This window comes from Streptomyces sp. 3330 (assembly GCF_031456635.1).
GTDB lineage: Bacteria > Actinomycetota > Actinomycetes > Streptomycetales > Streptomycetaceae > Streptomyces.
On the sequence record NZ_JAVDVA010000036.1, the window covers coordinates 18,030 to 40,019 of the forward strand.

General features: G+C 70.1%; 19 protein-coding genes. 6 read left to right on the forward strand and 13 right to left on the reverse strand.

Annotated features, from left to right (window positions below):
• Positions 1-280 precede the first annotated feature (280 nt).
• From J2X68_RS36325 to J2X68_RS36335, 3 genes are read left to right on the forward strand one after another with little or no spacing between them, the layout of a single operon-like run.
• Positions 281-727 (forward strand): hypothetical protein, encoded by a 447-nt coding sequence (locus tag J2X68_RS36325; RefSeq protein WP_310436878.1) that lies wholly within the window; start codon positions 281-283, stop codon positions 725-727.
• Between the two features lie 5 nt (positions 728-732).
• The gene (locus tag J2X68_RS36330; protein ID WP_310436879.1) at positions 733-2,910 is read left to right on the forward strand and encodes a hypothetical protein; all 2,178 of its coding nucleotides are present in this window, start codon (positions 733-735) and stop codon (positions 2,908-2,910) included.
• Positions 2,910-3,563, forward strand: a complete 654-nt coding sequence (locus J2X68_RS36335; RefSeq protein ID WP_310436880.1) for a hypothetical protein — start codon at positions 2,910-2,912, stop codon at positions 3,561-3,563. The genes J2X68_RS36330 and J2X68_RS36335 overlap by 1 nt, the downstream gene beginning before the upstream one ends.
• Before the next feature lie 213 nt (positions 3,564-3,776).
• On the opposite strand, the gene J2X68_RS36340 is transcribed toward J2X68_RS36335, so the two are convergent.
• From J2X68_RS36340 to eccB, 13 genes are all read right to left on the reverse strand, one after another.
• Complete coding sequence (locus J2X68_RS36340; protein WP_310436881.1) at positions 3,777-4,079, reverse strand: WXG100 family type VII secretion target; 303 nt, start codon at positions 4,077-4,079, stop codon at positions 3,777-3,779.
• Positions 4,080-4,131: 52 nt separating this feature from the next.
• On the reverse strand, positions 4,132-4,470 hold the full coding sequence (locus J2X68_RS36345) for a WXG100 family type VII secretion target (protein WP_020128584.1): 339 nt from the start codon (positions 4,468-4,470) through the stop codon (positions 4,132-4,134).
• A gap of 67 nt (positions 4,471-4,537) precedes the next feature.
• The gene (locus tag J2X68_RS36350) at positions 4,538-5,716 is read right to left on the reverse strand and encodes a S8 family serine peptidase (protein WP_399041683.1); all 1,179 of its coding nucleotides are present in this window, start codon (positions 5,714-5,716) and stop codon (positions 4,538-4,540) included.
• 122 nt (positions 5,717-5,838) lie between these two features.
• Positions 5,839-7,548, reverse strand: coding sequence for a hypothetical protein (locus tag J2X68_RS36355; RefSeq protein WP_310436882.1), 1,710 nt, complete (start codon positions 7,546-7,548; stop codon positions 5,839-5,841).
• A complete protein-coding gene (locus J2X68_RS36360; protein ID WP_310436883.1) occupies positions 7,548-7,982 on the reverse strand; it encodes a hypothetical protein in 435 nt (144 codons plus the stop codon). The genes J2X68_RS36355 and J2X68_RS36360 overlap by 1 nt, the downstream gene beginning before the upstream one ends.
• Before the next feature lie 607 nt (positions 7,983-8,589).
• Positions 8,590-9,300, reverse strand: a complete 711-nt coding sequence (locus J2X68_RS36365; protein ID WP_310436884.1) for a contact-dependent growth inhibition system immunity protein — start codon at positions 9,298-9,300, stop codon at positions 8,590-8,592.
• A 21-nt stretch (positions 9,301-9,321) separates the two neighbouring features.
• Positions 9,322-9,621, reverse strand: coding sequence for an RNase A-like domain-containing protein (locus J2X68_RS36370; RefSeq protein ID WP_310436885.1), 300 nt, complete (start codon positions 9,619-9,621; stop codon positions 9,322-9,324).
• Between the two features lie 59 nt (positions 9,622-9,680).
• Positions 9,681-10,244, reverse strand: coding sequence for a hypothetical protein (locus J2X68_RS36375; protein WP_310436886.1), 564 nt, complete (start codon positions 10,242-10,244; stop codon positions 9,681-9,683).
• 17 nt (positions 10,245-10,261) lie between these two features.
• Positions 10,262-12,013: an RNase A-like domain-containing protein gene (locus J2X68_RS36380; protein ID WP_310436887.1), complete on the reverse strand. Its 1,752-nt coding sequence runs from the start codon at positions 12,011-12,013 to the stop codon at positions 10,262-10,264.
• Positions 12,013-12,330 (reverse strand): WXG100 family type VII secretion target, encoded by a 318-nt coding sequence (locus J2X68_RS36385; protein WP_310436888.1) that lies wholly within the window; start codon positions 12,328-12,330, stop codon positions 12,013-12,015. The genes J2X68_RS36380 and J2X68_RS36385 overlap by 1 nt, the downstream gene beginning before the upstream one ends.
• Before the next feature lie 43 nt (positions 12,331-12,373).
• Positions 12,374-12,793 carry a WXG100 family type VII secretion target gene (locus J2X68_RS36390; RefSeq protein ID WP_310436889.1) on the reverse strand — a complete coding sequence of 140 codons (420 nt, stop codon included), beginning with the start codon at positions 12,791-12,793 and terminating at the stop codon, positions 12,374-12,376.
• Between the two features lie 82 nt (positions 12,794-12,875).
• Positions 12,876-14,153: a type VII secretion-associated serine protease mycosin gene (gene mycP, locus J2X68_RS36395; protein WP_399041698.1), complete on the reverse strand. Its 1,278-nt coding sequence runs from the start codon at positions 14,151-14,153 to the stop codon at positions 12,876-12,878.
• Positions 14,154-14,278: 125 nt separating this feature from the next.
• The gene (eccB, locus tag J2X68_RS36400) at positions 14,279-15,805 is read right to left on the reverse strand and encodes a type VII secretion protein EccB (RefSeq protein ID WP_310436890.1); all 1,527 of its coding nucleotides are present in this window, start codon (positions 15,803-15,805) and stop codon (positions 14,279-14,281) included.
• A 201-nt stretch (positions 15,806-16,006) separates the two neighbouring features.
• On the opposite strand from eccB, the gene eccE reads away from it, so the two are divergent.
• The 3 genes from eccE to J2X68_RS36415 all read left to right on the forward strand — a co-directional run bounded on the left by eccE (position 16,007) and on the right by J2X68_RS36415 (position 21,922).
• On the forward strand, positions 16,007-17,332 hold the full coding sequence (gene eccE, locus J2X68_RS36405; RefSeq protein ID WP_310436891.1) for a type VII secretion protein EccE: 1,326 nt from the start codon (positions 16,007-16,009) through the stop codon (positions 17,330-17,332).
• Entirely contained in the window at positions 17,329-18,099 is a 771-nt protein-coding gene (locus J2X68_RS36410; protein ID WP_399041687.1) for a hypothetical protein, read from the forward strand. The genes eccE and J2X68_RS36410 overlap by 4 nt, the downstream gene beginning before the upstream one ends.
• 322 nt (positions 18,100-18,421) lie before the next feature.
• Positions 18,422-21,922 carry an SCO5717 family growth-regulating ATPase gene (locus tag J2X68_RS36415; RefSeq protein WP_310436892.1) on the forward strand — a complete coding sequence of 1,167 codons (3,501 nt, stop codon included), beginning with the start codon at positions 18,422-18,424 and terminating at the stop codon, positions 21,920-21,922.
• Positions 21,923-21,990: the final 68 nt, after the last annotated feature.

The following is a 21,990-nucleotide window of genomic DNA, read 5'->3' on the forward strand; positions in this document are numbered from 1 at the left end:
CCGATCGTCGCGGCGCTGTGGGGAAACCCCTCGTTCAGGTTGAGGCCGGCGTCTGAAGGCAGTAGCGGCTGGACGCACTCGACGTCCGGAGGGAAGGGCTTGACGTGCGGCCAGAAATCTCCGTTCCTCCCCTCCCCCATCAGGCCGCACCGCGGTCATTCATGGAAAGTAGGGTGAGATCCGCGAGCTCGATTGAACTGGGCTCACATATAAGGCCTGTTGGCAGGTTGGTGAAACTGCCCCGTCCGATGGACGGGCTTCACGGGGGAAGGGCTCGCGCATGGCCTGGGAAGAGTGGGAGCAGCTCAAGAGTGCGGCGGCGGGGCAGCATCCGACGCGGATGCAGCTCAACCAGTACCCCGCCGATCAGGGTGGGAACGGCACACAGGGGGACCTGGTAGCCGGCCACCAGGACCTGGAGGCTGTCGGCAAGGCGGCTCACGACCTCTTCGAAGACTTCACGGCCTACAGCGGGCACGCGCGCGTGGCCTCCGCGGCTGCCGCGGGAGGACTCAAGGGTGAGGGATTCGCTCTGGGTGCCGCTCTGGACCATGTGACGGAGCGCTGGAGCGAGCAGACGAAGACCTTGCTGGACGCCTGCGCCCACATCTCCAACCACCTGCGCTTCACCAAGAACCAGCACGCGGCCGACGACTCGTACATCGCCGGAACGGTCAGCGGCATCGCCCTGCTGGACGAGGGCTTCGACGACCGAAAGGGTCACTGACACCGATGGACCTCGACGCCCTGCGGCACGGGGACTTCTCCAAGCTCGGTGAAGCGGTCACCGACTGGGAGCAGATGACGAAAAAGCTGGCGGACCTGCAGAAGGACGCGGAAAGCAACCTCAAGGCCAAGGCGGATACCGCCAGGTGGGCCGGGGTCAACGCCACCGTCAGCCGCGAGTTCATCACCAAGACAGCCGCCGAGTTCGCCGACGCGCACACCCAGGCCGACTCCATCACCAAGATCCTCAGCGACACGCGCGGTGAACTCATCTCCTACCAGACACAGTTGAACGCAGCCATCACGCGCGGCGCGCAACAGCACCTGACGGTGATCGACACCGGGGAAGGCACGTTCACGGTCACCGGCAACACCCGGCCGGACTGGGCGTCCGACCCCAGCGGAAGGACCGGGGCCACGGATCAGAAGGCGGTGGACGACCTTCGCGACGAGATCCAGGGCATCCTCACCCAGGCGACGCAGAGTGACAGCAGCGCCGCGAAGGTCCTGCGGCTCCTCGTCGACCAGGCCAAGTACGGCTTCGCCGACGCCGCCTACTCCGACAGGGACTCCGCTGCCAAGGCCGTCGCGGCGGCGGAGAAGCTCGCGAAAATGGCCAAGAACCCGGCCGACATGAGCCTCGACGACATCAAAAATTTCAACCGCACGATGGCTACGTACAGCGGCGACTCCCTCTTCGCGGAACGGTTCACCACGCGCCTCGGGGCCAAAGGGACGCTCCAGTTCTGGACCGAGATGACCTCGGCGCACGCCGGAGCCAAGGGCTCGGAGCTGGCGAGGATGAAGAGCCTCCAGAACAACCTCAGCCTCACGCTGGCCACGGCGTCCTTCTCGGACTCGGAAGCCATGCGGGACTGGAAGAAGAACCTCGTCGCCGAACGCAACACGAACTTCCGTGGCACCGACGCATTCAGCCCGATCGGGGCGCTGGGCTCCCAGGTCATCAGCAGCTTGATGCGGGCGGGGCAGTACGACACCGAGTTCTTGGACGACTACAGAAAGAGCCTCTTCAAGGCGGACAAGGTGGGGGGCGAGAACAACACCGACGCCGTATGGGTGAAGGGCTACGACGCCCTCGACCTCGTCTTCGGCGACGGCAACGGCCGAGATCCATTGGAAGGCCTCTTCGAAGGCCTCTCGCACAACCCCGAGGCCGCAGTGCATGCCTTCGACTCCAAGTCCGACCTCGATCGTCTGTTGGCCACCACCGCGTACACAGACCGAGGTCCCTCACTCGGGCACGCACTGGAGGCCGCGGTGACCGGGGTCGGGTTGGGGGACTCGATGGCGGTGGCCCCGCCCCACAGCGAGACGCAGGTAAGGATCATGGCGAACATCATGGAAGCCGTGGCACAGCCAGATGGAGGCGCGGACCTCGTGGGGAGGGGAATGGGCGAGAGTTTCGGGCACATGGCGGCTTCCTACATGCCGGAAATCAGTAGAGCGTTCGGAGGGCCGAACTCCGAGGCGATCTTCCTGTCGCCCAGTGACGCCCCTGCGGGACTTCAGCGGACGGATGTGACGCGATTTCTGTCAGCAGTCTCGTTGGACCCGTCAGGAAGGGCGGCAATCATCTACGGAGAGAGCATCTATACCGGCAGCCTCCTGGACGCGCATCTGTCGGACCCCTCTCTGTTCGAAGGAAATCGCGACGATGTCCTCAAAGGCATAGCAAGAAACGCAGGCATCATCGAAGGAATCTCCGCTCGGTCCGTCGCCGATGCAGATATTCAAGCATCCGTCGAGACGGAAACTGCATACAATGAAAGCCTGGAAGACCAGGGAAACTTCTTCAATACCGTGCTGTCAGCCGGCATCGGATACGGCACGGCCGTGCTGGCACCCTCCGGACCGGCAGGGGCTGTATACGCTGGTGCCGGAGGTTTCATCACCGGAGTCGCCGGCATGGCTGTGGGCCGTCTGCTCGAAGGCCGAGAACTGGAAGGCGCTATGGATGAGGCCGTATATCGCAACGGGCAGGACCTCAGCGGGACCCAGGATTCGGTGAATCAGCAGACGCAATGGTCGGTTCAGGACGCACTGAAGCAACACCACGTGAACGCCCCGGAAGACGGAACCAACACTCTCATCGGAAACGCCGTCAATGAGGGCTGGGAATCAAGCGAAACAATCTTGCGAGACAGTCAGAAGCGTCCGAACTGATGAAAATGCGAGCGAGTTTCCTCATGCGTAAAAACATAAAAATGCTGGCTCTCGGCTCAGCCGTACTGGGCTTGACGGCCGGAAGCTGGATCTCTTACCAGCAGCTCTTCACCAAAGGACTCGATCATCTTCCAGCCGAAGTGTGCGACGGGGCAGCCCGACGGGACACGGTAATCCGCCTGCTTCCGGACACGCGCTCGGCAGAAGAAGACGGAGAGACTCATGGCGCAGGTGACACCTTCATGTTCGGTTGCCATGTCTACGCAGGCGATGACTCCCTCTTGTCGGGCGAAGTGAAGATCCAGGACTCGTCCCGGCAGGCTTGGGAGACGTACTACAAGTCCTATGGTGGACCATCACAAGGGTCGGCAGAACAGACTTCCGCGAGTGGAATCTACGCACTCTCCAGGGGGAAGTTTGCCAGCATCTATGTCCCGTGCGTGCCTAGCGGGAGCAATCCGGATGATGCCTCGCAGGCTTACGCTCTCATATCCGAGGTGCGCGTGATCGGGGAGAGCCGGGCGTCCGGACTTGGCCTGCATCAAGCACTGACGGACTTCGCATACGAACTGACCCGCCATGCTTACGACCTGGGTAAATGCGAGAACGGTCAAAGCTTCCCGGACAAACTCCCTCGATGGGCAGAGAGCTGACATCGGACCCGGATTCTTCCCCACAGGGTGCAGGTGAGAGGCCAACGCTGACGGCCGCTACGCATGTCGACAAGCCTGTGCCCACGGCTGCGGGGCTGCCGCCTCGCCACCGCCCCTTGGAGATCAGAGGGCGGCCATCCCGCTCACCCCGACACCACACCGGGGTGGGCACCTCCCGTGCGTGCCCACCCCGGTGTGGTGACGTGAGTGCTGCTACAGGAAGTAGCTGGCGCCCTTCAGGTCGCCGCCGCGGTAGTCACCGCCGGCGCCGTGGACCTGGTGCGAGATCTGGAGCAGCGCCGCGTGGATGCCGCGCGCGTGCTTGTTCCACTCCTCGCTCTTGCTCTGGAACTGCTGGAACGCCTCGCCGCCCCAGCCCGAGGACACGTTGAGCACGGCCTGGCGCAGGGCTTCGAGGTCCTCCTCGAGCTTCCTGGCCTGGTCGCCGAGCTCGGTGGCGAGCGCGTCCATGGTGCCGTAGGTGACGGCGAGTTCCTCGTAATGGGCTCCGGACATGATTCCCCTCGTTTCTGTGAAGACTTCAGCCGGACTTCTCCGGATTAGTCGGTCAGTAGCTGTTGAGTGCCGAAGTCTTTCCACCCAGATCCTCGACCGAGATCTTGTTCATGTCGGCGGTGATCTGGTCTTCGAGGTTCTGCTTGTCGGTCTTCGTCATGTGGATGCCGTCGAGGAAGTCGTCGAGCATCTTGCCGATCGCGACCATATGGCCGTTGATCTCGGTCTGCTTGGTGTTGAAGGCGTTGGCGCCCTGGCCCGTCCACGCCCTCTCGATCATGTCGATCGTGCCCTGCAGCTTCGCGAGGGAGCCCCGGATGTTGTCGTAGCGATCGATGACTTCCTTCTGGAGCTTCTGTACATCGCCGTCGTTGAGCTTGCGGTCGACCATTTCGGCACTCCCTTTCCTGAGTTGTGGCTCACATGTGTGTGAGCGGTCGTCGTGCGGGGTCAGGTCGTCAAGCGGCTCGCCGGGCGCGGACCATCTTGAACACACCGGCTCCGATCGACAGGCCGGCCACAGCGACTCCGAGTGCGACCCACATCGCGGTGTTGTCGGAGGCGTCGGAGCTCGAACCCGTTGCCGACGTCCGGTCGGCTGCGGCGCCGTTCGGAGGCTGGGACGGGGCCGATGCGGAGGCGGCGGGCGATGCGCTCGCCTCGCCCGTGACGCCCGTCGCGTTCTCCTTGGCGAGCGGGTCGGTGTCGGCGGACCCGGGGTCGAAGTCGCTCTGCTCCAGCACCATGCGGGGGCGGATCAGTCCGTAGCCGAGGTAGGTGCTCGGGTCGTCCTTCGCCCAGTCACGTCCGGCGGTGTCGATCAGGCTCGCGAGGACCTGGTTGGCCGTCCACTTGGGGTGAGCGGACCAGATGAGGGCGGCGGAGGCGGAGGCGATGGCGGCCGACATGCTTGTTCCCGCCCTGTCGCAGTAGGCGCGAAATGTCGCGTCACACCAGGCAGGGATGTCGAGCCCCGGAGCAGCCAAGTCAACATAGTTGCCGTATTCCGAGAACTTTCCAGCCGTTCCGGATTCATCGGAAGCAGCGACGCCGACCACATACGGATAGGCGGCCGGGTACCCGATGAGATTCTTCGTCTCAGCGTTGTTGCCGACACTGGCGAACATCAACTTACCCTTGGACTGGGCATACTTGATCGCCGCCGCCTCCTCTGGGTCTTCACCAGGGCTTCCGAAAGACATGCTGAGGATTTTGACGTCACTGTCAGCGGCTGCCCGGATAGCCTCCGCGGCGCTTGCGGTCTTCTTGAGATCGGCCTTGTTCTTCAGGCTGTTCGCGACGATACGAAAGGGAACGATCTTGGCCCCGGGTGCAATCCCCTTCAGGCCGTTGCCGCTCCCCGTACCGGCGATGAGTTCCGCCATGGTGGTCCCGTGGCCCGTGTAGTCCTTTGTGGCTCCGTAGGCCACGGCTGCCGGTACCTCGTCGGCAAGTACCTGTCCCTTGAGTGAGGAGGTGTCCGGCTTGACGCCTGAATCGATGACTGCGACTTTGACGCCTTCGCCGGTACTCACCCCCCACATCTCATCGGCTTTCATCGCCTTCAGATACCACTGCTGTGGCTGGGCGTCGGCGGCCGCCGCACTCGGCGCCAGACCTGCCGACAGGACGGCCAAGGTGCCGAGCGCTGAACAGACAGTGGAAACCCGTCTGCCCTTTCGTTCCGAAGAACGCGCGCTCCACCCGCCGCGTCGGCTGATTCCTACCGCCATGCCTATGTCGTCCTCGCCTTGTCCGGTCAGTCGGTCGGCGACGCATCGTTGCGCCGCTCCTCACGGCGCGAACGCGTCTCGCCGGAAGCCTGTTTGCGTGCAGAATCACGCGTTGCACCCGCCCCGCCGGGCACTTTTCCGCTGTTCTTGCTTCCGGAAAACCGTCCCGTCGTTGTTCCGACCACGCCGTCAGGAGCGGCACCCGGGCGGCGAGCCATCCGTCCCGCACCCGAGGCCGCCGTCGATCCAGGTGTCCCGATGACCCCACGCCGGCCAGGCTTCTCGCCGGTGGCGCGCGACGTGGGTGGGCTCTCACCGCCGACGACAGTGCCTCGGGGCAACCTGGATCCGTTGGTCGCGGGGGTGCCCCCAGTGACAGCCCTCCCGCCGACGATGCCGTCGCCGGTACGCCCGGCGCCGGTGCGCCCGATTCCAGGGCGTCCGGGGCTCGTGGCACCAGTTCCGGAGAGAGGACCACGCGGGACACCACCGGTACGTCCGGCCGCCTGTCCAGCGGTCTTCGGTGCTCCGCCGACCACACCTCGCCCCAGGGGGCCGGTGGTACGGCCGCCCGTCGTCCCGGGTACCGTGGCGCGCCCTGCCTGCCCCATGGGGCCGGTTCCTGTGCGTCCCGCCGCGGCACCGCCCGGCACTCCACCTGCGCGCCCCTGCGCCGAGGCGGGAATTCTGCCTGCCGGTCCACTGCCGATTGGCGAGGTGCGCCCGGTCGGCCCTCGGAATGTCGAAGGTACGCCAGTGGGTGCGAACGGAGACACCGTCGACGTTGCGCTGGGACCCGCCGTGGTCGGCGGTACCACAGTCGTCGGCTTGGCTGTGTCCTGAAGCGGCAAGGGGCCCACGCTGTCGATCTCAGTGCCGACGTGTCGTTCCGGGGCTGTGCCGGGACCGTCCGCCTTCGTGGCTTCTGACAGTGAATCCGGATGGGGCTGCCCGACCGCGGCATCCGTCGTACGGTGGTGCACCGTTTCCGAACCATGCGTGACCGTGCCAAGGCCGGTGTTCCGCTCCCCGGGAGGGGCCGGGATCTCGTACCCTGGCGGCGGCTTCGGCACTCCCACCGCAGGCATCTCCGGAAACACCGGCTCCTCCGCCAGTTCCATCATCCCGCTCGACACCGTGTAGAACGACGCCAGCCGGTACATCTGGTTGATGGCCTCCTGGCGGTCCTTCTCGGCCTTGACCGCCGCCGTGTACTCCTCGTTGCCTTCGACCCGCTGGGGTGTCGGAATGTCCTCGACCTTCTTGGGGTCGGCGCGGCTGTCACGCGGCGGCATCGACTTGCGTACGGAGGCGAGGCCGGAGCTTGCCGCCAGGACCTGGGTGCCGACCTCGTCGGTGTACGTGGCGAGCGCGAGGGCGGTGGTCGTGAGGTTCATGCCCCAGGTGTAGAAGGCGGTGTGGGCCTCGCCCTCCCAGTCCACGTCGCCCAGGTTGCGGCTGAGTTCGTTGGCGGCGTCGTTGATGGCGTCCCGGGCGTCGACGAGGGCCGTGGCGGCGCTCTCCAGGGTCTCCGGGTTCGCCGACTCGACGATATCGATCATGGCGTTGAGGTCGTAGCCCTCGAAGCTGGTCTTGCCGAAGCCGCCGGGGCTGCTGAGGGACCCGGGACTGATGACCACGGCTTTGTTCACCGCGTCGTCCACGCCGCTGTTCTGCTGGGCGGCTTCCTGGCGTTCCGTCCGATAGCGGTCCGACGTGTTCTTGTGGTCGGCCATCAGTACCCCGCGTCGGTGTGATCGGCGTCGTTGGTCCGCTCGGGCTGCTGGTCGAGCGCCTCTTCACGGTCGCGGTTGACCTCGGTCCGGATCTCGTGGAACCGGTACCGCAGGTCCTCTTCGAGGTTGTCGAAGGTGACGTCCACGCCGTGCACGGCGATCTGCATGGCCTCCAGTTGGAGGCCCAGCGACTTGGACAGGCTCGTGATGCGTTCGTGGACGCGCTGGTACTGGAGGTGGAGCGTCTTTGCCTCCGGGAAGTTTCCCGCGCCGAAGGTGTGCTCCGCGAGGCTGTGGTCCGCCACCTTCGCCGAGCCGCCGGCGGATTTCTCGAAGGCCGTAAGCAGGTCGTCCACCCGCTTCTTGAACGTCGAGAGCGCCATGTATCCGCGCCGTACGTCGGTGGGGCCCCCGCCCATGTCCGCAGGAATCACGCCAACCACTCTCCCCGTTTTCCGCCGCCCGCCCCGGACGGGAACCGCCTACGCCTTTCAAGTGTTCATGACCGCAACGCAACCACTGTAATGACTCCCTCTGACAGCCCCAACTGCCTTATGCAACAACCGTGCTACCGCTGAAGCACAAGCAGCCCATTCCTCACGTTCGGACTGTTTTCTCCTGCATCCAGCGTCGTGCGCCGACTTCGCTCGGGTACTGGCGGACAGTGAGCCATGCGGACAGCCGGCCGACGGGGCGCGCGGCGAAAGCCGGCATGACGGGTGCCGCGAGGAGGGCCGGACCGCGGCGGCCTGCGGCGGCCCGGCCCGGAGCGCGGCTTCTTGCTGTGGTCTTGCTGTGGTCGCTTTCGGCCTGGCGGGACTGCGCAGGAGTGGGCGGGTTCAGCCAGGAGCCCTTCGTCATGGCCCCGGCGCTACTTGACCCGGCCCAGGACAAGGCCCAGGCCCCGCCCAGGACATGGCGACCTGGGACGTCGTCGCGGATCGTGCGCGCTGCGGGGGGGCATCTCGCTGCGGAGCCCCTCGTAGAGGTGACGGCCATGGAGCAGGCCGCGGCCGTCACGGGTGCGTGGCCGGGGTGCGGTCAGTGCTTGACCGGGGGCTGATCAGGGGGTGGCGTTCCGGGCCCAGGTCCGCGGTGCGGGGTGGTGAGCCGGTCGGCGGTCAGCGCGAGCCAGCCGCTGGGTGCGTACGGCGTCGGCGGGTCGACCTCCATGCCCAACTCGGCGACGGCCACGGCGTAGTCGGACTCGTCCAGGGAGAGTGCGAGCAGTTCACGCAACTCGCCGACCAGGCGTGCCACGAGGTGCCGGTCGGTCGTGGCGCGGTAGTCGTCGACGGCCGCGTCATGGTCGTCGAACTCGTCCGGCATGTCCTGGGAGAACCAGCCGCCGAGGAACTGACCCAGTTCAGGGAAGCGGGCGTGCCACTCCCAGTGGGTGACCGGAACGGCCGGGGGCGGGACCTCGCCCTGCTCGATGCTGTGCTTGATGTGATCGGCCAGGCGGTACAGCCACTGCTGGATCTCACCCTCGGGAAGACCGACGTCCGGGATCGCGTAGAACTCGCCCAGGCGGATCCGGAGTCGGCCGGGCGGGCTGTCGGCGTACTCCCGCAGCTGCCGCTCGGCGACGGCGAGCGCCCATGGGCGGGTGTGCCAGGTCTGCCGCAGGTAGGCGGTCAGGGCCTGGCTCGGCCTGTCGGGGGTGTCGTCCGCCGGCTGGCCCGCGTGGGCGCGGATCACCTGGTCCAGCTCGCCGTAGCGGCGGTCGTGTTCGAGGGGGCTCAAGGACACGGTGGGCAGCCTCTGGGTTCTCTACAGATAGACCGGAAAGGTGGCGTGCACGGCGAACCCGTGCGCGGCGGCCGGCTCGCGGCGCAGGACGACCCGAGCGGCCCGTACGTCGACGGCGTCGCGCCCCGCCAGCATCATCGCCTGCAGCAGGACCCGCCCGACGGGCTCCTCACGGGACGGCCACGACGCTTCGATCACCAGCCGCTGCCGGGTCGACTGTGCCAGCCAGCGGTGGACGACCTGTTCGTTGCGGGTGACCACGTGCTGGGTCGCCCACTGGGCGGTGTCACGGTCGGGGTAGGTGGCGGTACGGGTACGCAAGGGGGCTTCTCCATCGTGGTCAGAACGGAGGGTCGGGGCGGCAGGCGGATCGCATCACATCAGCGGAATGACCAGACCATCCCGACTTCCGTCTCCGACACGAGCACCAAGCCGAAGTCGAAGGTGCGCACAGAAAAGGAGTACCACCGAGAAACCCGCTCGTAGTAGTCGCGGGTGTCGCTGCCGTGCCCGGTGTTCGCATAGAAGTGTGACCCTTCGGGGAAACGCGACAGGATGACGCGCGCCTTCGCCTCAAGGCCCTCCCTGCGCTCCTCGAAATCCGGCTCCTTCGTGACATCGATCCAGGGTGTGGAAAGGGCCACAAGGAACCGCACGGCCTGAGAACGCGGGATCTCATGCAGGTAAGGCTTCCAGGCCTCCGCCGTCGCAACGACCTCCGGAGGCATGACGAAGGGGTAGGACGGTTCATCGAGCCTGTCGAGTTCGCCCTCCCACAGGTCCACCGTCCGCCAGCCGCGGGCGTCGCGGGTGTCGCCGTGCATCAGGGTGGACAGGTCGAGCACCCAGTTCTCATGCTCCCTGCGCGTCACCTTGGCAATGGTCGCCCGACGCTCGTACATGTCGATCGCATCGGACCACGAACGCTCGTCGGGTTCGGCCATCGTCGTCTCCTCACTCATCACTGGGGCATGGACGTCAGCACCACGAACGGCGGGTCCTGGTTCGGTTCGTATTTGAGGACGGTCAGCACACCGTGAGCGTCCTGCGGAGGTGTCGCCTGATCGTTCACCACCGGCGCCGTACGCCCTGTCACGGCCGGAATCCCCAGAGGACCCGTGGGCACCGCATCCACGGAGAAGTCCTTCTTTTCACCCGGTGCCGGAGGCGGCGGGCCCGTAATCCACTTGTCGATTTCTGCCGTATTTGTTCGGACATTGTGCTGAGTGTAATACTGCGCCGATTCCAGGTCGGTGAAGGAGGAAGCCGCGGGAATATCGACCTTGCCCGACCCGGTCGCCTCGTCCCGCAACCGTTGCGTCAGCTGGGCGTCCGTCAGGCCGACGTGTTTGTCGATGCTGTGCCCACCGCTCAGCTCCTCCTCCGTGGCCAGGTCGATGGAGTACTTGTACGGAATCTGGCTCTCCGTGCGCTGCCAGCTGTGTTCCTTCTTGAAGTCGTTCAGGGTGCGCGCGCCGTACGCCTCGGCGCGCGCCGCCTCCGCACGGAACGTCGGCACGCTGAGCAGCGCCTCGTTCAGTTCGGGCTCCAAGGCCTTCAGCTTGGTCGCGGCGTCGCTGAAGGCCTGGTGATACTCCTCGACCGCCCTGTCGGCCGCCCCCTTGTCCATGTGCGAGCGGAACGTCAGCACGATCTCGCCGAACGCCATGGTCGCCGCGAGCCGGGTCAGCTCGAACAGGTCGAGGCCGGTGGTCAGGTCCTTGACCGTCGCCTTCGCGGCTTCCTTGCCGAGCCGGGTGGTCGTCTCCGCCGTCTTGAGACGGACGGCGGCCAGATGGTCGAGGGTCTCCTGCACGGTGGTCGCGGTCTGGCGGAGGATCTCGATGACGGGCCGCTGCTTCGCCGGCACCACGTTGCGGTTGGTCTTCCAACTGCGGCCCATGGAGACCCTGTTCATCTGGGCGTCGTAGGTCCTGCCCCACTCGGTGGTGCCCCAGATGGTCTGGCAGAACGCCTTCATCGCGCCCTGCCACTCGTCGTTGCCCTTGTTGTTCGTGATGAACTTGATGGCGCCGTTGAAGTTGTCCGACGCCGCCTTCGCGTCCTTCTCGACCGCGCGCCAGGCCGTGGCCATGCCCTTGAGCTCCTCGTCCCTGGCTCCCGGGGTGATCTCGTGCATCTTGCCGAGGTTGAGGCCGTGCTCGATCGCGGGCCGGACGACGTCGGCGAGGAAGTCCGGGACCTCGCCGAGGATTCCGGAGATGTCCCAGGAGTCCGCGTCCTCACCGGTGCCGGACCACTTGATGTCGTTGACCGGGCCGTATCCCGGCTCCTTCTCGATGACGACCGGCGGCGGCTTCTCGACGGGCGGCGGACCGTACATCCTGCGGGCGTACCAGTCGGCCTGGGTGTACTTGTTGGCCGTGTCCGTCAGGCCGACGGCCACACCGCCCACGGAGACCACGCTCTTCGCCCAGAGCTCCAGGAACTTCTCGTTCACCGACCTGTACGCCGCCGCGAAGGAGTCCGCGCCCCAGCCGGTTCCGGCCGACTGGCTGTACTGGTTCAGCACATCGACGAGGGCCCTGGCGCCCTTGTCGTAGTCGAACTGCCCGTCACGCACCACCAGCGCGGTGTAGTGCACGTGCTGCGGTTGTACGTCGAATCCGCCGCCGCCCGTCTTGGGCGAGCGGGTACGGGCGTCCGACCGCTCCCGTGCACGCTCCTCGTCCGTGGGCCGCTCTTCGGCCATCAGGCACCGCCCCAGCCTCGCAGCACCGCGAGGTGCGCGGCCGCGTAATCGGCGTGGCCGGTGGTCACGTACTCGTGCAACCACTTCTGGGCCGCTTGCAGGTCCTGGGCGGAGCGGTCCCACTCGTCGAGTTTGTCGACGAAGACCTCACGGGTCTCGCCCCGCCAGGACAGCACGACGGGCACGACCCGGTCGTAGAGGTCGTCCAGCTTGCCGTTGAGCTTCCTGAGGATGTCCTCCAGGTCGGCGGCCAGCTCCTCGAGCGTGGCGAAGGATACGGATATGGGCTCGTCGTCAGGTGCGGTGCCGGTCGACATGATTCCCCCGTGTTCGTCTCGGCGACTGCGGTTTCGAGAAGGGCTACAGGTCGTCGAGGCTGCTGCGCGGCGCCGGCGCGGTCACGTCGGTGTTCGGCGTCGACAGTCGCGCCACCTCGCTCCCGACGTCGACCTGGATCCGCCGCATCCGGGCGAGCACCTCGAGGTCGTCCTGGGAGAAGCCGTCACGGCTCAGCCTGACCGCCTCCTCCAGCAGCTTCATCACTTCACGGATGCGTACGGCGTCCTCGGCGGCGGCCCGGTGAAAGTCGCGGTACGCCGACGCCGCCGGACCGCGCCAGCCCGCCTCGATGCCGTCGACGACCGCGTCCATGCGCTGTACCTGCTTGTCGAGGTGGTCCTGCATGTCATCGAGGTCGTCGGCGAGTCTGGTGAGGTCCTGCGCGGACACCTTCAGCTCGGGGCCGCTTCCCTGCCCCGAGCCTGCTCCGGGCACGCCCATGCCGCATCCCTCCCCCGTCGCGTCGGCATCACAAGTCCCTTGCGATTGCGATGATCCTACAAATCGTTGGCCTCTGCACACCTCAACTCGCGCCGACGCGCCGCGACATGGCCGCTGCGCTCTGGCGCGCCCCCGCGGCCCTCCTCGTCCGTCTGCGTGCGTCGCGGATCGCCACCGCCGTGCCGCCCAGACCCGCCACCAGGGCCGTCGCCGCGACGACGACATAGGTGGCGAGGCGGGTGTTGCGTTCGTCGGGGGTCTCGCCGGTGTGGAACTTCGCGGCGCTCGGGGCCTCGGCCCTGGCCATGCCTTCCCGGGGGCTCGGGGACTCGAGGGGACGGTCGTCCTCCGTCAGGGCGCGGACCGGGTCGACGACGCCCCAGCCGACGAGCCGATCGTGGCCCGCGACGGTGCGCTCCGCGGTCTGCTCGATCTGGGCGACGATCTCGCGCGCGGTCCAGTCCGGGTGCCGCGCCTTGAGCAGCGCCGCCACGCCCGCCACGTACGGCGCCGAGAAGCTCGTACCGTTGTCGGCGCAGTGACCGCCCTGGGGGACCGTGGAGACGATGTCGACGCCGGGGGCGGCGACGCCCACGAAGTCGCCGGACTGGGAGAAGGACGCGCGTTCGTTGTTGCGGTCCGAGGCGGCGACCGCGAGGACGCCCTCGTAGGACGCCGGGTAGGTCTCCTTGACGTTGCCGCCCAGGCCGTCGTTGCCCGCCGACGCCACGACCACGACGTTCCGGTCCAGGGCCTCGTCGACGGCCAGCTCCAGGTCGGAGCTCGGCCGGACCGCGTCGGACGTGTCCTGGGAGATGTTGACGACCCCGGCCCCCGCCTGCACGGCGTAGCGGATCGCCGCGGCCAGGGAGTCGGTGTCGCCGTGGCCCTCGGCGTCGTTCTGCTGGATCGGGATGATGGTCGCCTCGGGGGCCAGCCCCACGAAGCCGGTGCCGTCGAGGGGACGGGCCGCGATGATGCCGGCCACCTTGGTGCCGTGCCCGACGGTGTCCGTGGTGCCGTTCTCGGCGCCCCGTTCGATCGGGTCGCCGTCGTCGTCCTTGAGGTTCTTCGGGAGGAGGTTGCGGCCGGCCTTCGCGTCCACCGCTTCGGTGAGCTGCGGGTTCTTCACGTCGACGCCCGTGTCGATGACGGCCACGCGGACGCCCTCGCCCTTGGAGCGGCTCCACAACTCGTCCAGGAGGACCCGCTGGAGGGCCCAGGGGCGGCCCGGGTACTCGCCGTTGGGGAACGTGCACTGGTCCGAGTAGGGCAGCTTGTCCGCCGCCGACGCGGGGGGTGCGAGGACCGTGGCCGTGGTGAGGAGAGCCGCGGTCGTCGCCACCAGAGCGCTGCGCAGGAACGGGGCCGTGCGCAGGAACGGGGCCGTGCGCGGCGCCAAGGGCGTGGGCCGGGTCCGGGCCGTGCGCGGCGCCGGGGCCGTCCGGGAGGTCGTCGTCGTTCGGCGCACCGCCGGTCCCCTCCTCACGAGCCCTGCGGCTGGCGGGCCGCCGCGGTCGACAGACGGGGGCCGGTCGGCAGGAACTCGGACCAGGCGGCCGGGATCGGCGCCGGGTCGACGTCCTTGTAGCCCAGCAGGGTCTGGGCCTGCTGGGCCTCCTTCTGCTGCTGTGCGCGCTGCTCGGCGGTGGTGCCGATGCCCGCGTCGTCCGTCGCGCTGTCGCCGTTGGACTGCAGGACGTAGCGCAGGCCGGTGTCGGTGACGAGGAAGACCGGGCCGGCCTGGGTCGCCTCGCCCTGGAACTGGCGGTAGAGCTGGCCGGAGCCCGGCGTCACATAGGCGCTGGAGGAACCGGTGGGCAGCTTGGCCGGGAAGTCCGTGCCCGCCCAGGTGCTCAGGGTCGTGGCGCCCGAGCCGGAGTTGACGCCGCGCAGCACGCTGCAGACGGTGCTGCGGCTCCCGGCGGCCCCGGACGCCTCGTTGACCGGCTCGGGGTCACCGGTGGGCCAGCGGCGCTCCGTGCCGAACGCCTCGCCCGGCACGATCGCGCCCGGGCTCAGCTCGCGGGCGTGCCCGGCCTGGCCGAGGGGCGCCAGTTCCTTGCTGAACAGCAGCAGTTGGGCGACGAAGGCGGAGACGGGGGCGACGCGGCCGCGCAACACCACGTAGTACTGCTCGGTGTTGTTGTCGAAGGCCTTGAGCACCATGCCGACCCGGTCGGCCGACGTGTCCAGTTGGCCCGGCGCCCCGGCCGCCTCGCCCGGCCGCCCGGGGATGTCCGGGAAGGCGATCGGATCGCCCCGGTGCAGGGTCGCCAGCCACTCCGCCGACACCCGTTGGGGCTCCCGGCCGGAACCGACCACCGCCCGCAGCAGCAACTCGTCGTTCCTGCCCACCGGGTACGCCGTGCCGGCCGCGTCCACGACGTAGCGCCTGCCGTCCGGGTCGGCCACATAGAGGAGTTGGCCGTCGCGCAGACGTCCCGCGCCCTCGGTGGCGTCCTTCTCGCGCGCGGCCAGGACCAGTGCCGCCTTCTGGACGGAGTTCCCGCCTCCCGCGCCCGGCCGCTCGCAGACCGCCCAGCGCTTCGCCTTGCCCGCCTCGGACGCCGCGGGCAACCGGTCGGGGGCGTACGGGATGCCCACGGTGACGCCGTGCGGGATGTCGCCGCTGTCGAGGACGGACTCCGAGACGGTCACCACCTGGCCCTGCCCCTCCTCGAGGAGGAGTCTGGCGGAGGCCATGTTGAGGACCGGGTGCAGCTGGACCTCGTCGCCGGTCCGCAGCACCACATAGCGGGTGGTCGACTTGCTCGCGACGATCACCTTGGCGTTGGGCGTGTCCCAGCCCTTCGGCGCGGTCGGCCGGAACATGCCCCAGGCCCCGAAGACGGCCATGACGAGCACCCCGACGACGATGCCGGGCAGGATCGAGCGCAACGGCCGCGGCGCCCCTTCCTCCGAGCCGTCGGGCGACGACTGGAGGAAGGCCGCGAGCATCCGGCGCTTCGCGAAGGTGTAGGCGTTGAGCTGGTCCCGCCGAGATGCCATCTGTGCCCGTCTCTCCCCGTGTTCCGGCCGATCCGCGTGATCCTCGGCGCGGTCGGCCGGCTCCCGTCTCCGATGTCGGAGCGGCCACCTACTATGCCCAATAACCATGGGAACGTGGGGAGCGGGTAGGGTTCCCGGGCCGTCGAGCGCCCTGTGCGGTGCTGGAACACGGACGGTTCGTGAGCGGAACGGGGGGACGGAGTGAGGGTTTCGGGAACGGGCGCGCGCTCCGTCGGCCGGTCGCGGACAGGGGGATCCTCGTCGACCGGTCAGCGGCCGCCCGAGCGGACCGCGCGGTCGGCGGCGCCGGGCGCACCGCACCTCAGGACCCGTGCGGGACAGGGCGGGGCATTCCGGTTGCAACGCCTCGTCCTGCTGGAGATCGCGGCCGCCGTCCTGCTCGTCGGCTGGGTGAGCGGTCCGGTGGCGCTCGTGGCCGCGGCGGTCGTCGCCGCCCTGCTGGTCGCCCTCGCCTTCGTGCGCCGTCGCGGCCGCTCGCTTCCGCAGTGGCTGGCCACGGCACGGGAGTTGAGGTCCCGACGGCGGCTGGCGGCACGGCTGGAGATACCGCCCGGGACGGAACCGGGGTTCGGGCCCGCCGTGGAATGCGATCCCGGGCTGCGGACGTACGCGTACGGCGGCCGTGACCGGCGGCCCGTGGGGATCGTCGGGGACGGCACGTTCGTCACCGCCGTCCTTCAGGTGGAGGCGGACACGACCGCGCTGCGGGCCGAGCGCGGCCGTCAGCCACTGCCGCTCGCCCTGGTGCGGGACGCCCTGGAGGTGGACGGGATCCGGCTGGAGTCCGCGCAGATCGTGCTGCACACCCAGCCGGCGCCCGCCCTGCACCTGCCCCCGCAGTCCGTGGCCGTGGCCAACTACGCGCCCCTGCAGGAGCAGACAGGGGCGCCCGCGGTGCGCATCACCTGGATCGCCCTGAAGCTGGATCCGGAGCTGTGCCCGGAGGCCGTGGCCGTCCGCGGTGGCGGCGCGGTCGGGGCGCAGAAGTGCGTCGTACGGGCGGTGGACCACCTCGCGAGCCGGCTGACCGGAGCCGGATTCCGGGCGACCGTCCTCGACGAGGAGGAGCTGACGACCGCCTTCGCCACGTCCGCCTGCGCCAACCCGCTGGTGACGGCGGAGGCCGGGCGGACCGGGACGGTGGAGCGGCGGACCGAGGAGACCGGCCGCAGCTGGCGCTGCGACAACCGCCGCCACACCACGTACTGGTTGCGCCGTTGGCCCGCGCTGGGCGGCGAAGGCCCCTCGCTCCCCCAGTTCGTCGCCCTGGTCACGGCCGTTCCCGCGCTCGCCACCACGTTCAGCATCACGCTCGCGCGCGGTGACCGGCAGGAGGTGTCCCTGTCCGGGCACATCCGGGTGACCGGCCGCAGCGACGACGAACTCGTGGCGGCCCGGCGGGCGGTGCAGGGCGCGGCCCGGCACACCGGCGCCGGACTCGCCCGCCTCGACCGGGAGCAGGTGCCCGGCATGCTCGCGACGCTGCCGCTCGGAGGTGCCCGGTGACGGTGACGACGACCCACGGAGCCTCCGGCGAACCGGAGCCGTCCGCCGGCCGGCCCGGACGCCGCTCACCGCGCAGCGGCTTCGGCCTGCGCGGGCCGCGGCACGGACGTCACACGGTGTCCGCGGACCAACTCGCCGCGCTCGCGCTGCCCATCGGGGACGACGGCGTCGTCATCGGCGTCGGCGCCGAGGGCCGGCCTGCCGTGCTGGGGATCAACCGGCCCACGCCGTACGACGTCGTCCTGATCGGCGGGCTCTGGACCGCGCAGGTACTCGCGCTGAGGACGGCGGCCACCGGGGCCCGGGTGGCCGTGGAGACGGGACGGCCGCAGGCCTGGGTGCAGATGGTGCACGCGATGGGCGGCGGGCAGAACGGGCTCGCCGTGTACGAGGTCGGCCGGGTGCCCCCGCAGGGCGCCTCGGCGGGCACGCCCGTGCTGGTGGTGCGGGACTGCGGGATGCGCCCGCCGCGCGGCCGGGTCACCTCGGGGCCCTGGCAGTCGGTGCTGACGCTGCTGCCGTATCTCAGTCCGGTCGCCCCGCGGCTGGTCCGGCAGGCCCGGCTCGTCGGCGTGCAGCGCATCTCGCCGGACGAGGCCGTGGAACTGGGCCGCACGCTGTCGCTGCCCCGCGGGGACGTGGAGGCGCTGCCCACGCTCGCCGACGGGTTCACCCTGTGGTGCGCCGACCGCGACCGGCAGTACGTGATGACGCAACCCACGGATGCGGAGATCGGGTTGCTGGGCACACCGAGACGGATGGACTGACGCGGCGCCTCCTCCGGTCGCTCGTGCGGCACTTCGGGCGTTATGGCTGATTTGCCGTGTGCCCTGAAGCGCGTACGCGACCCCTTCGGGAGCCGCGTGACGTGGTGGACTGATGCTGAGGGGTGGGCGGGCCTGCCGAGGCGGGCCGTCTGATGATTAGGCTGGTACGGGGCGCGATGCCGGAAACCGTGGGGTGGACGTCGGCGTCTCCCGGGGGAAAGCCGCATCGGACGACGTCAGACGGCCTCGAACCACTCAAGCACGACAAGCGAACGGTCGCCCCGGCACGGCATGAGGGTGCTCGACCACACCAGGAGGAATTGTGAGCAGCGAGCGGGACGGGATCCGCGGGGGCTGGGCCACACCCGGCGATGACCAGCCCGACGCGGAGTCCGTCGAGGCGACGGGCGAGTTCACCATCGACTACGCGCCGCCGGCCTGGTACACGCAGAACACCGGCGGCGGTCCGGCTCCGGCACCGGGGGCGGCACCGGGGGCGCCCGGGGCGGGGACGGGCGCGCAAGCCGGCACGGGGGCGACGGGCACGCCCGGAGCACCGGTCCCCCCGCCCGCGCCGGCGACTCCGTTCACGCCGCCCGCGCCGGAAGCCCCGTTCACCCCGGCCGCACCGACCGCGGCGCCTACGCCTGAAGCCCCGTTCACTCCGGCCCCACCGCAGGCAGCGCCCGCGCCCGGGGCTCCCTTCGCCCCGGCCGCACCGCCCGTGGCGGACGGGGGTTTCCCCCTGGCCGCGCCGGGCGCGCCGGTCACTCCGGTGGCTCCGCCCGGTCCGCCCGCGCCGCCCGCCCCTGCCGCTCCCGCCGTGCCGCCCGGCGCGGGGTCGGTCGCGGTGCCGAACCTTCCGGAGGGCAGCGGGTTCGAGCCGCAGTCCCAGCCGCAGACGCAGCACCCCCAGCAGCGGGCCGACGCCCCGTGGGGAGCCGCGGGGGCTTCGGCGGGTGACGAGGACGACGGTCCCGGAGCCGGGGACCTGGAGAGCGGTGCGACCATGCGCTTCTCCGCGGCCGCCCTCAAGCGGGAGATCGCGGAGCACGCCGCCGCCGCGCAGGCCGAGCCCGAGCCGCCCGCGGAACCGCGGGCCGAGGCCGCGGAGTTCCCCTCGAACAGCTCCGTGCCGTCCGGGGACGCGGATGGGGCGGACGCAGCCGCCCATGCGGGCGGGTCGGACGTCGACCACGCGACGACCGCCACCGCCGACACCGACACCGACACCGACACGAGCACCACAGCCGACACCTACAGGGCCGCCGGCACCGACGACGACGGCACCGAGGCCGAGGCCGAGGTCCCGACCGACGGCGCGGCAGGCGAAGGCGCCGACGCATCGGACGGGGAAGGCGTCTCCGAGGCGGCCTCGGGCGACGAGGCCGCCGTCCAGGACGCCCGGGCCGTCGTGACGGACCCGGCACCCGACGGCCCCGCCGACTTCGCGGACGCCGTCCCGCAGGACGGCTCCGCCGCCGAGGAGCCCTCGGACGCCGTCCCCGCGGGCCCCGCCGAGCCGCAGGGCGCCGCGTCCCAGAGTGCCGCTCCCCCGGCCCAGCCCGCCTGGACTCCTCCGCCTGCCCCGCAGGGCGAGCTGCCCCCGCTGCCGCCGTCGTACCAGCCCGCGGCGCCCGCGCCGGCGGCCCAGTGGCCGGCCCAGCCGCAGCCCGGCGATGCCGCGCCGCACGCTGCCGCGCCCTCCGCGCCGGTCCAGCAGCAGCCCGTTCAGCCGCCCGTGCAGCCGCAGGCGGCTCCGCCCGCGCCGGTCGGCTGGACCCCGCCGCCCCCGGAGCCCGCCCCGGCCGCACCGCAGCCGGGCCACGGCTTCCCGCAGCCCCCCGCTCCCGCCCCGGCGGCCCAGCAGCCGCCCGTCCCGCAGCCGGGTTACGGCTTCCCGCACCCCGGTGGCACTCCGGCGCCCGCCCCGCAGGCGCAACCGGCCGCCCCGGCACCCCAGCCGCCCGCCGGTCACGGCTTCCCGCACCCCGCCGACGCGCCGCCCGCGGCAGGCGGTTACGGCTTCCCGCAGCAGCACACGGCACCCGCCCCCGCGCCGCAACCGGCCGCCCCGGCGCCCCGACCGCCCGCCGACGCGCAGGCCCAGGCCCCCGCCGGCTACGGCTTCCCGCACCCCGCCGACGCGCCGCCTGCCGCCGCCTCCGGCTACGGCTTCCCGCAGCCCCCGGCACCGCAGCCCCAGCAGCCGCAAGCCCCCCAGGCGCACCCCGGCTTCCCGCAGCCGGGCGTCCCCCAGCAGACGGAGGGACAGCAGCCCCCGGCGGCCGACTCCCAGGGTTTCCCGCAGGGTGCGCCCCAGGACTTCCCCGGGCAGCCTCCCCAGCCCCAGCCCCACGCACCGCACGCCGCCCAGGCACCCCAGGCCCCCGCTCCCGACGCGGCGCAGCACCCGCAACCGCCCCAGCAGGTCCAGCAGCCCGTCGACCCCCGGGCCGGGGCCGCCTGGCCGCAGCCGATCCAGCACGACCAGCGGCAGCCGGTCAACCCCGGCGCGGCGCCGCTGGGTTACACGGCCGCCGTGGAGCTGTCCTCGGACCGGCTGCTCAACAACAAGCGGCAGAAGGCGAAGAGCGGACGGCCCGCCGCCGCTTCCTCCCGGTTCAAGCTCGGCGGCAAGAAGGAGGAGGCCGAGCGGCAGCGCAAGCTGGAGCTGATCCGCACGCCGGTGCTGTCCTGCTACCGCATCGCCGTCATCAGCCTCAAGGGCGGCGTGGGCAAGACGACGACCACCACCGCGCTCGGCTCCACGCTCGCCACCGAACGCCAGGACAAGATCCTCGCGATCGACGCCAACCCGGACGCCGGCACGCTCGGCCGCCGGGTGCGGCGCGAGACCGGGGCGACGATCCGTGACCTCGTCCAGGCGATCCCGTACCTCAACTCGTACATGGACATCCGGCGGTTCACCTCGCAGGCGCCGTCGGGCCTGGAGATCATCGCCAACGACGTCGACCCGGCCGTGTCCACGACCTTCAACGACGAGGACTACCGGCGCGCGATCGACGTGCTCGGCAACCAGTACCCGATCATCCTCACCGACTCCGGCACCGGCCTGCTGTACAGCGCCATGCGCGGGGTGCTCGACCTCGCCGACCAGCTGATCATCATCTCCACGCCGTCCGTGGACGGTGCGAGCAGCGCCAGCACGACGCTCGACTGGCTGTCCGCGCACGGATACGCCGAGCTCGTCTCCCGGTCCATCACCGTCATTTCCGGGGTGCGCGAGACCGGCAAGATGATCAAGGTGGACGACATCGTGTCGCACTTCGAGACCCGCTGCCGCGGTGTCGTCGTCGTGCCGTTCGACGAGCACCTGGCCGCGGGCGCCGAGGTCGACCTCGACATGATGCGGCCCAAGGTCCGGGAGGCGTACTTCAACCTCACGGCGATGGTCGCCGAGGACTTCATCCGCCACCAGCAGCGCCAGGGCCTGTGGACCAGCGACGGCAACCCGCCGCCGGTGGCCGCCCCGCCGATGCCGGGCCAGCAGATGCCGGGCCAGCCGGTGCCCGGGCAGCCCTATCCGCCGCAGGCCGGGCAGCCGTACCCGCAGGCGCCCCAGCCCGGCCCCGGGCAGCCGTATCCCCCGCAGCAGGGGCAGCCCCAGGGCCAGCCGTATCCGCAGCAGCCGCCGGGTCAGCCGTATCCGCAGCAGCCGCAGCCGCAGCCGCAGCCGGGGCAGGATCCGTACGCCCAGCCGCAGCCGCCGCAGCAGCAGCAGCAGCACAACCCGGGGTATCCCCCGGCCGGCTACGGCTACCCGCAGGCCCCCCAGCCCGGGCAGCCTCCGCAGCAGTGAGAACGCCGAAGGGCGGCCGGTGTCCTGGGACGCCGGCCGCCCTTCGGCGTTCACGGGGAGGGCCGGGC

Coding starts and splice junctions, on each gene's coding strand:
- J2X68_RS36340 (WP_310436881.1), bottom strand. CDS start 4,079: ATGTCCGGAGCCCATTACGAGGAACTCGCCGTCACCTACGGCACCATG.
- J2X68_RS36390 (WP_310436889.1), bottom strand. CDS start 12,793: ATGGGCGTGCCCGGAGCAGGCTCGGGGCAGGGAAGCGGCCCCGAGCTG.
- J2X68_RS36325 (WP_310436878.1), top strand. CDS start 281: ATGGCCTGGGAAGAGTGGGAGCAGCTCAAGAGTGCGGCGGCGGGGCAG.
- J2X68_RS36345 (WP_020128584.1), bottom strand. CDS start 4,470: ATGGTCGACCGCAAGCTCAACGACGGCGATGTACAGAAGCTCCAGAAG.
- J2X68_RS36385 (WP_310436888.1), bottom strand. CDS start 12,330: ATGTCGACCGGCACCGCACCTGACGACGAGCCCATATCCGTATCCTTC.
- J2X68_RS36355 (WP_310436882.1), bottom strand. CDS start 7,548: ATGGCCGACCACAAGAACACGTCGGACCGCTATCGGACGGAACGCCAG.
- J2X68_RS36335 (WP_310436880.1), top strand. CDS start 2,910: ATGAAAATGCGAGCGAGTTTCCTCATGCGTAAAAACATAAAAATGCTG.
- J2X68_RS36375 (WP_310436886.1), bottom strand. CDS start 10,244: ATGGCCGAACCCGACGAGCGTTCGTGGTCCGATGCGATCGACATGTAC.
- eccB (WP_310436890.1), bottom strand. CDS start 15,805: ATGGCATCTCGGCGGGACCAGCTCAACGCCTACACCTTCGCGAAGCGC.
- J2X68_RS36380 (WP_310436887.1), bottom strand. CDS start 12,013: ATGGCCGAAGAGCGGCCCACGGACGAGGAGCGTGCACGGGAGCGGTCG.
- J2X68_RS36330 (WP_310436879.1), top strand. CDS start 733: ATGGACCTCGACGCCCTGCGGCACGGGGACTTCTCCAAGCTCGGTGAA.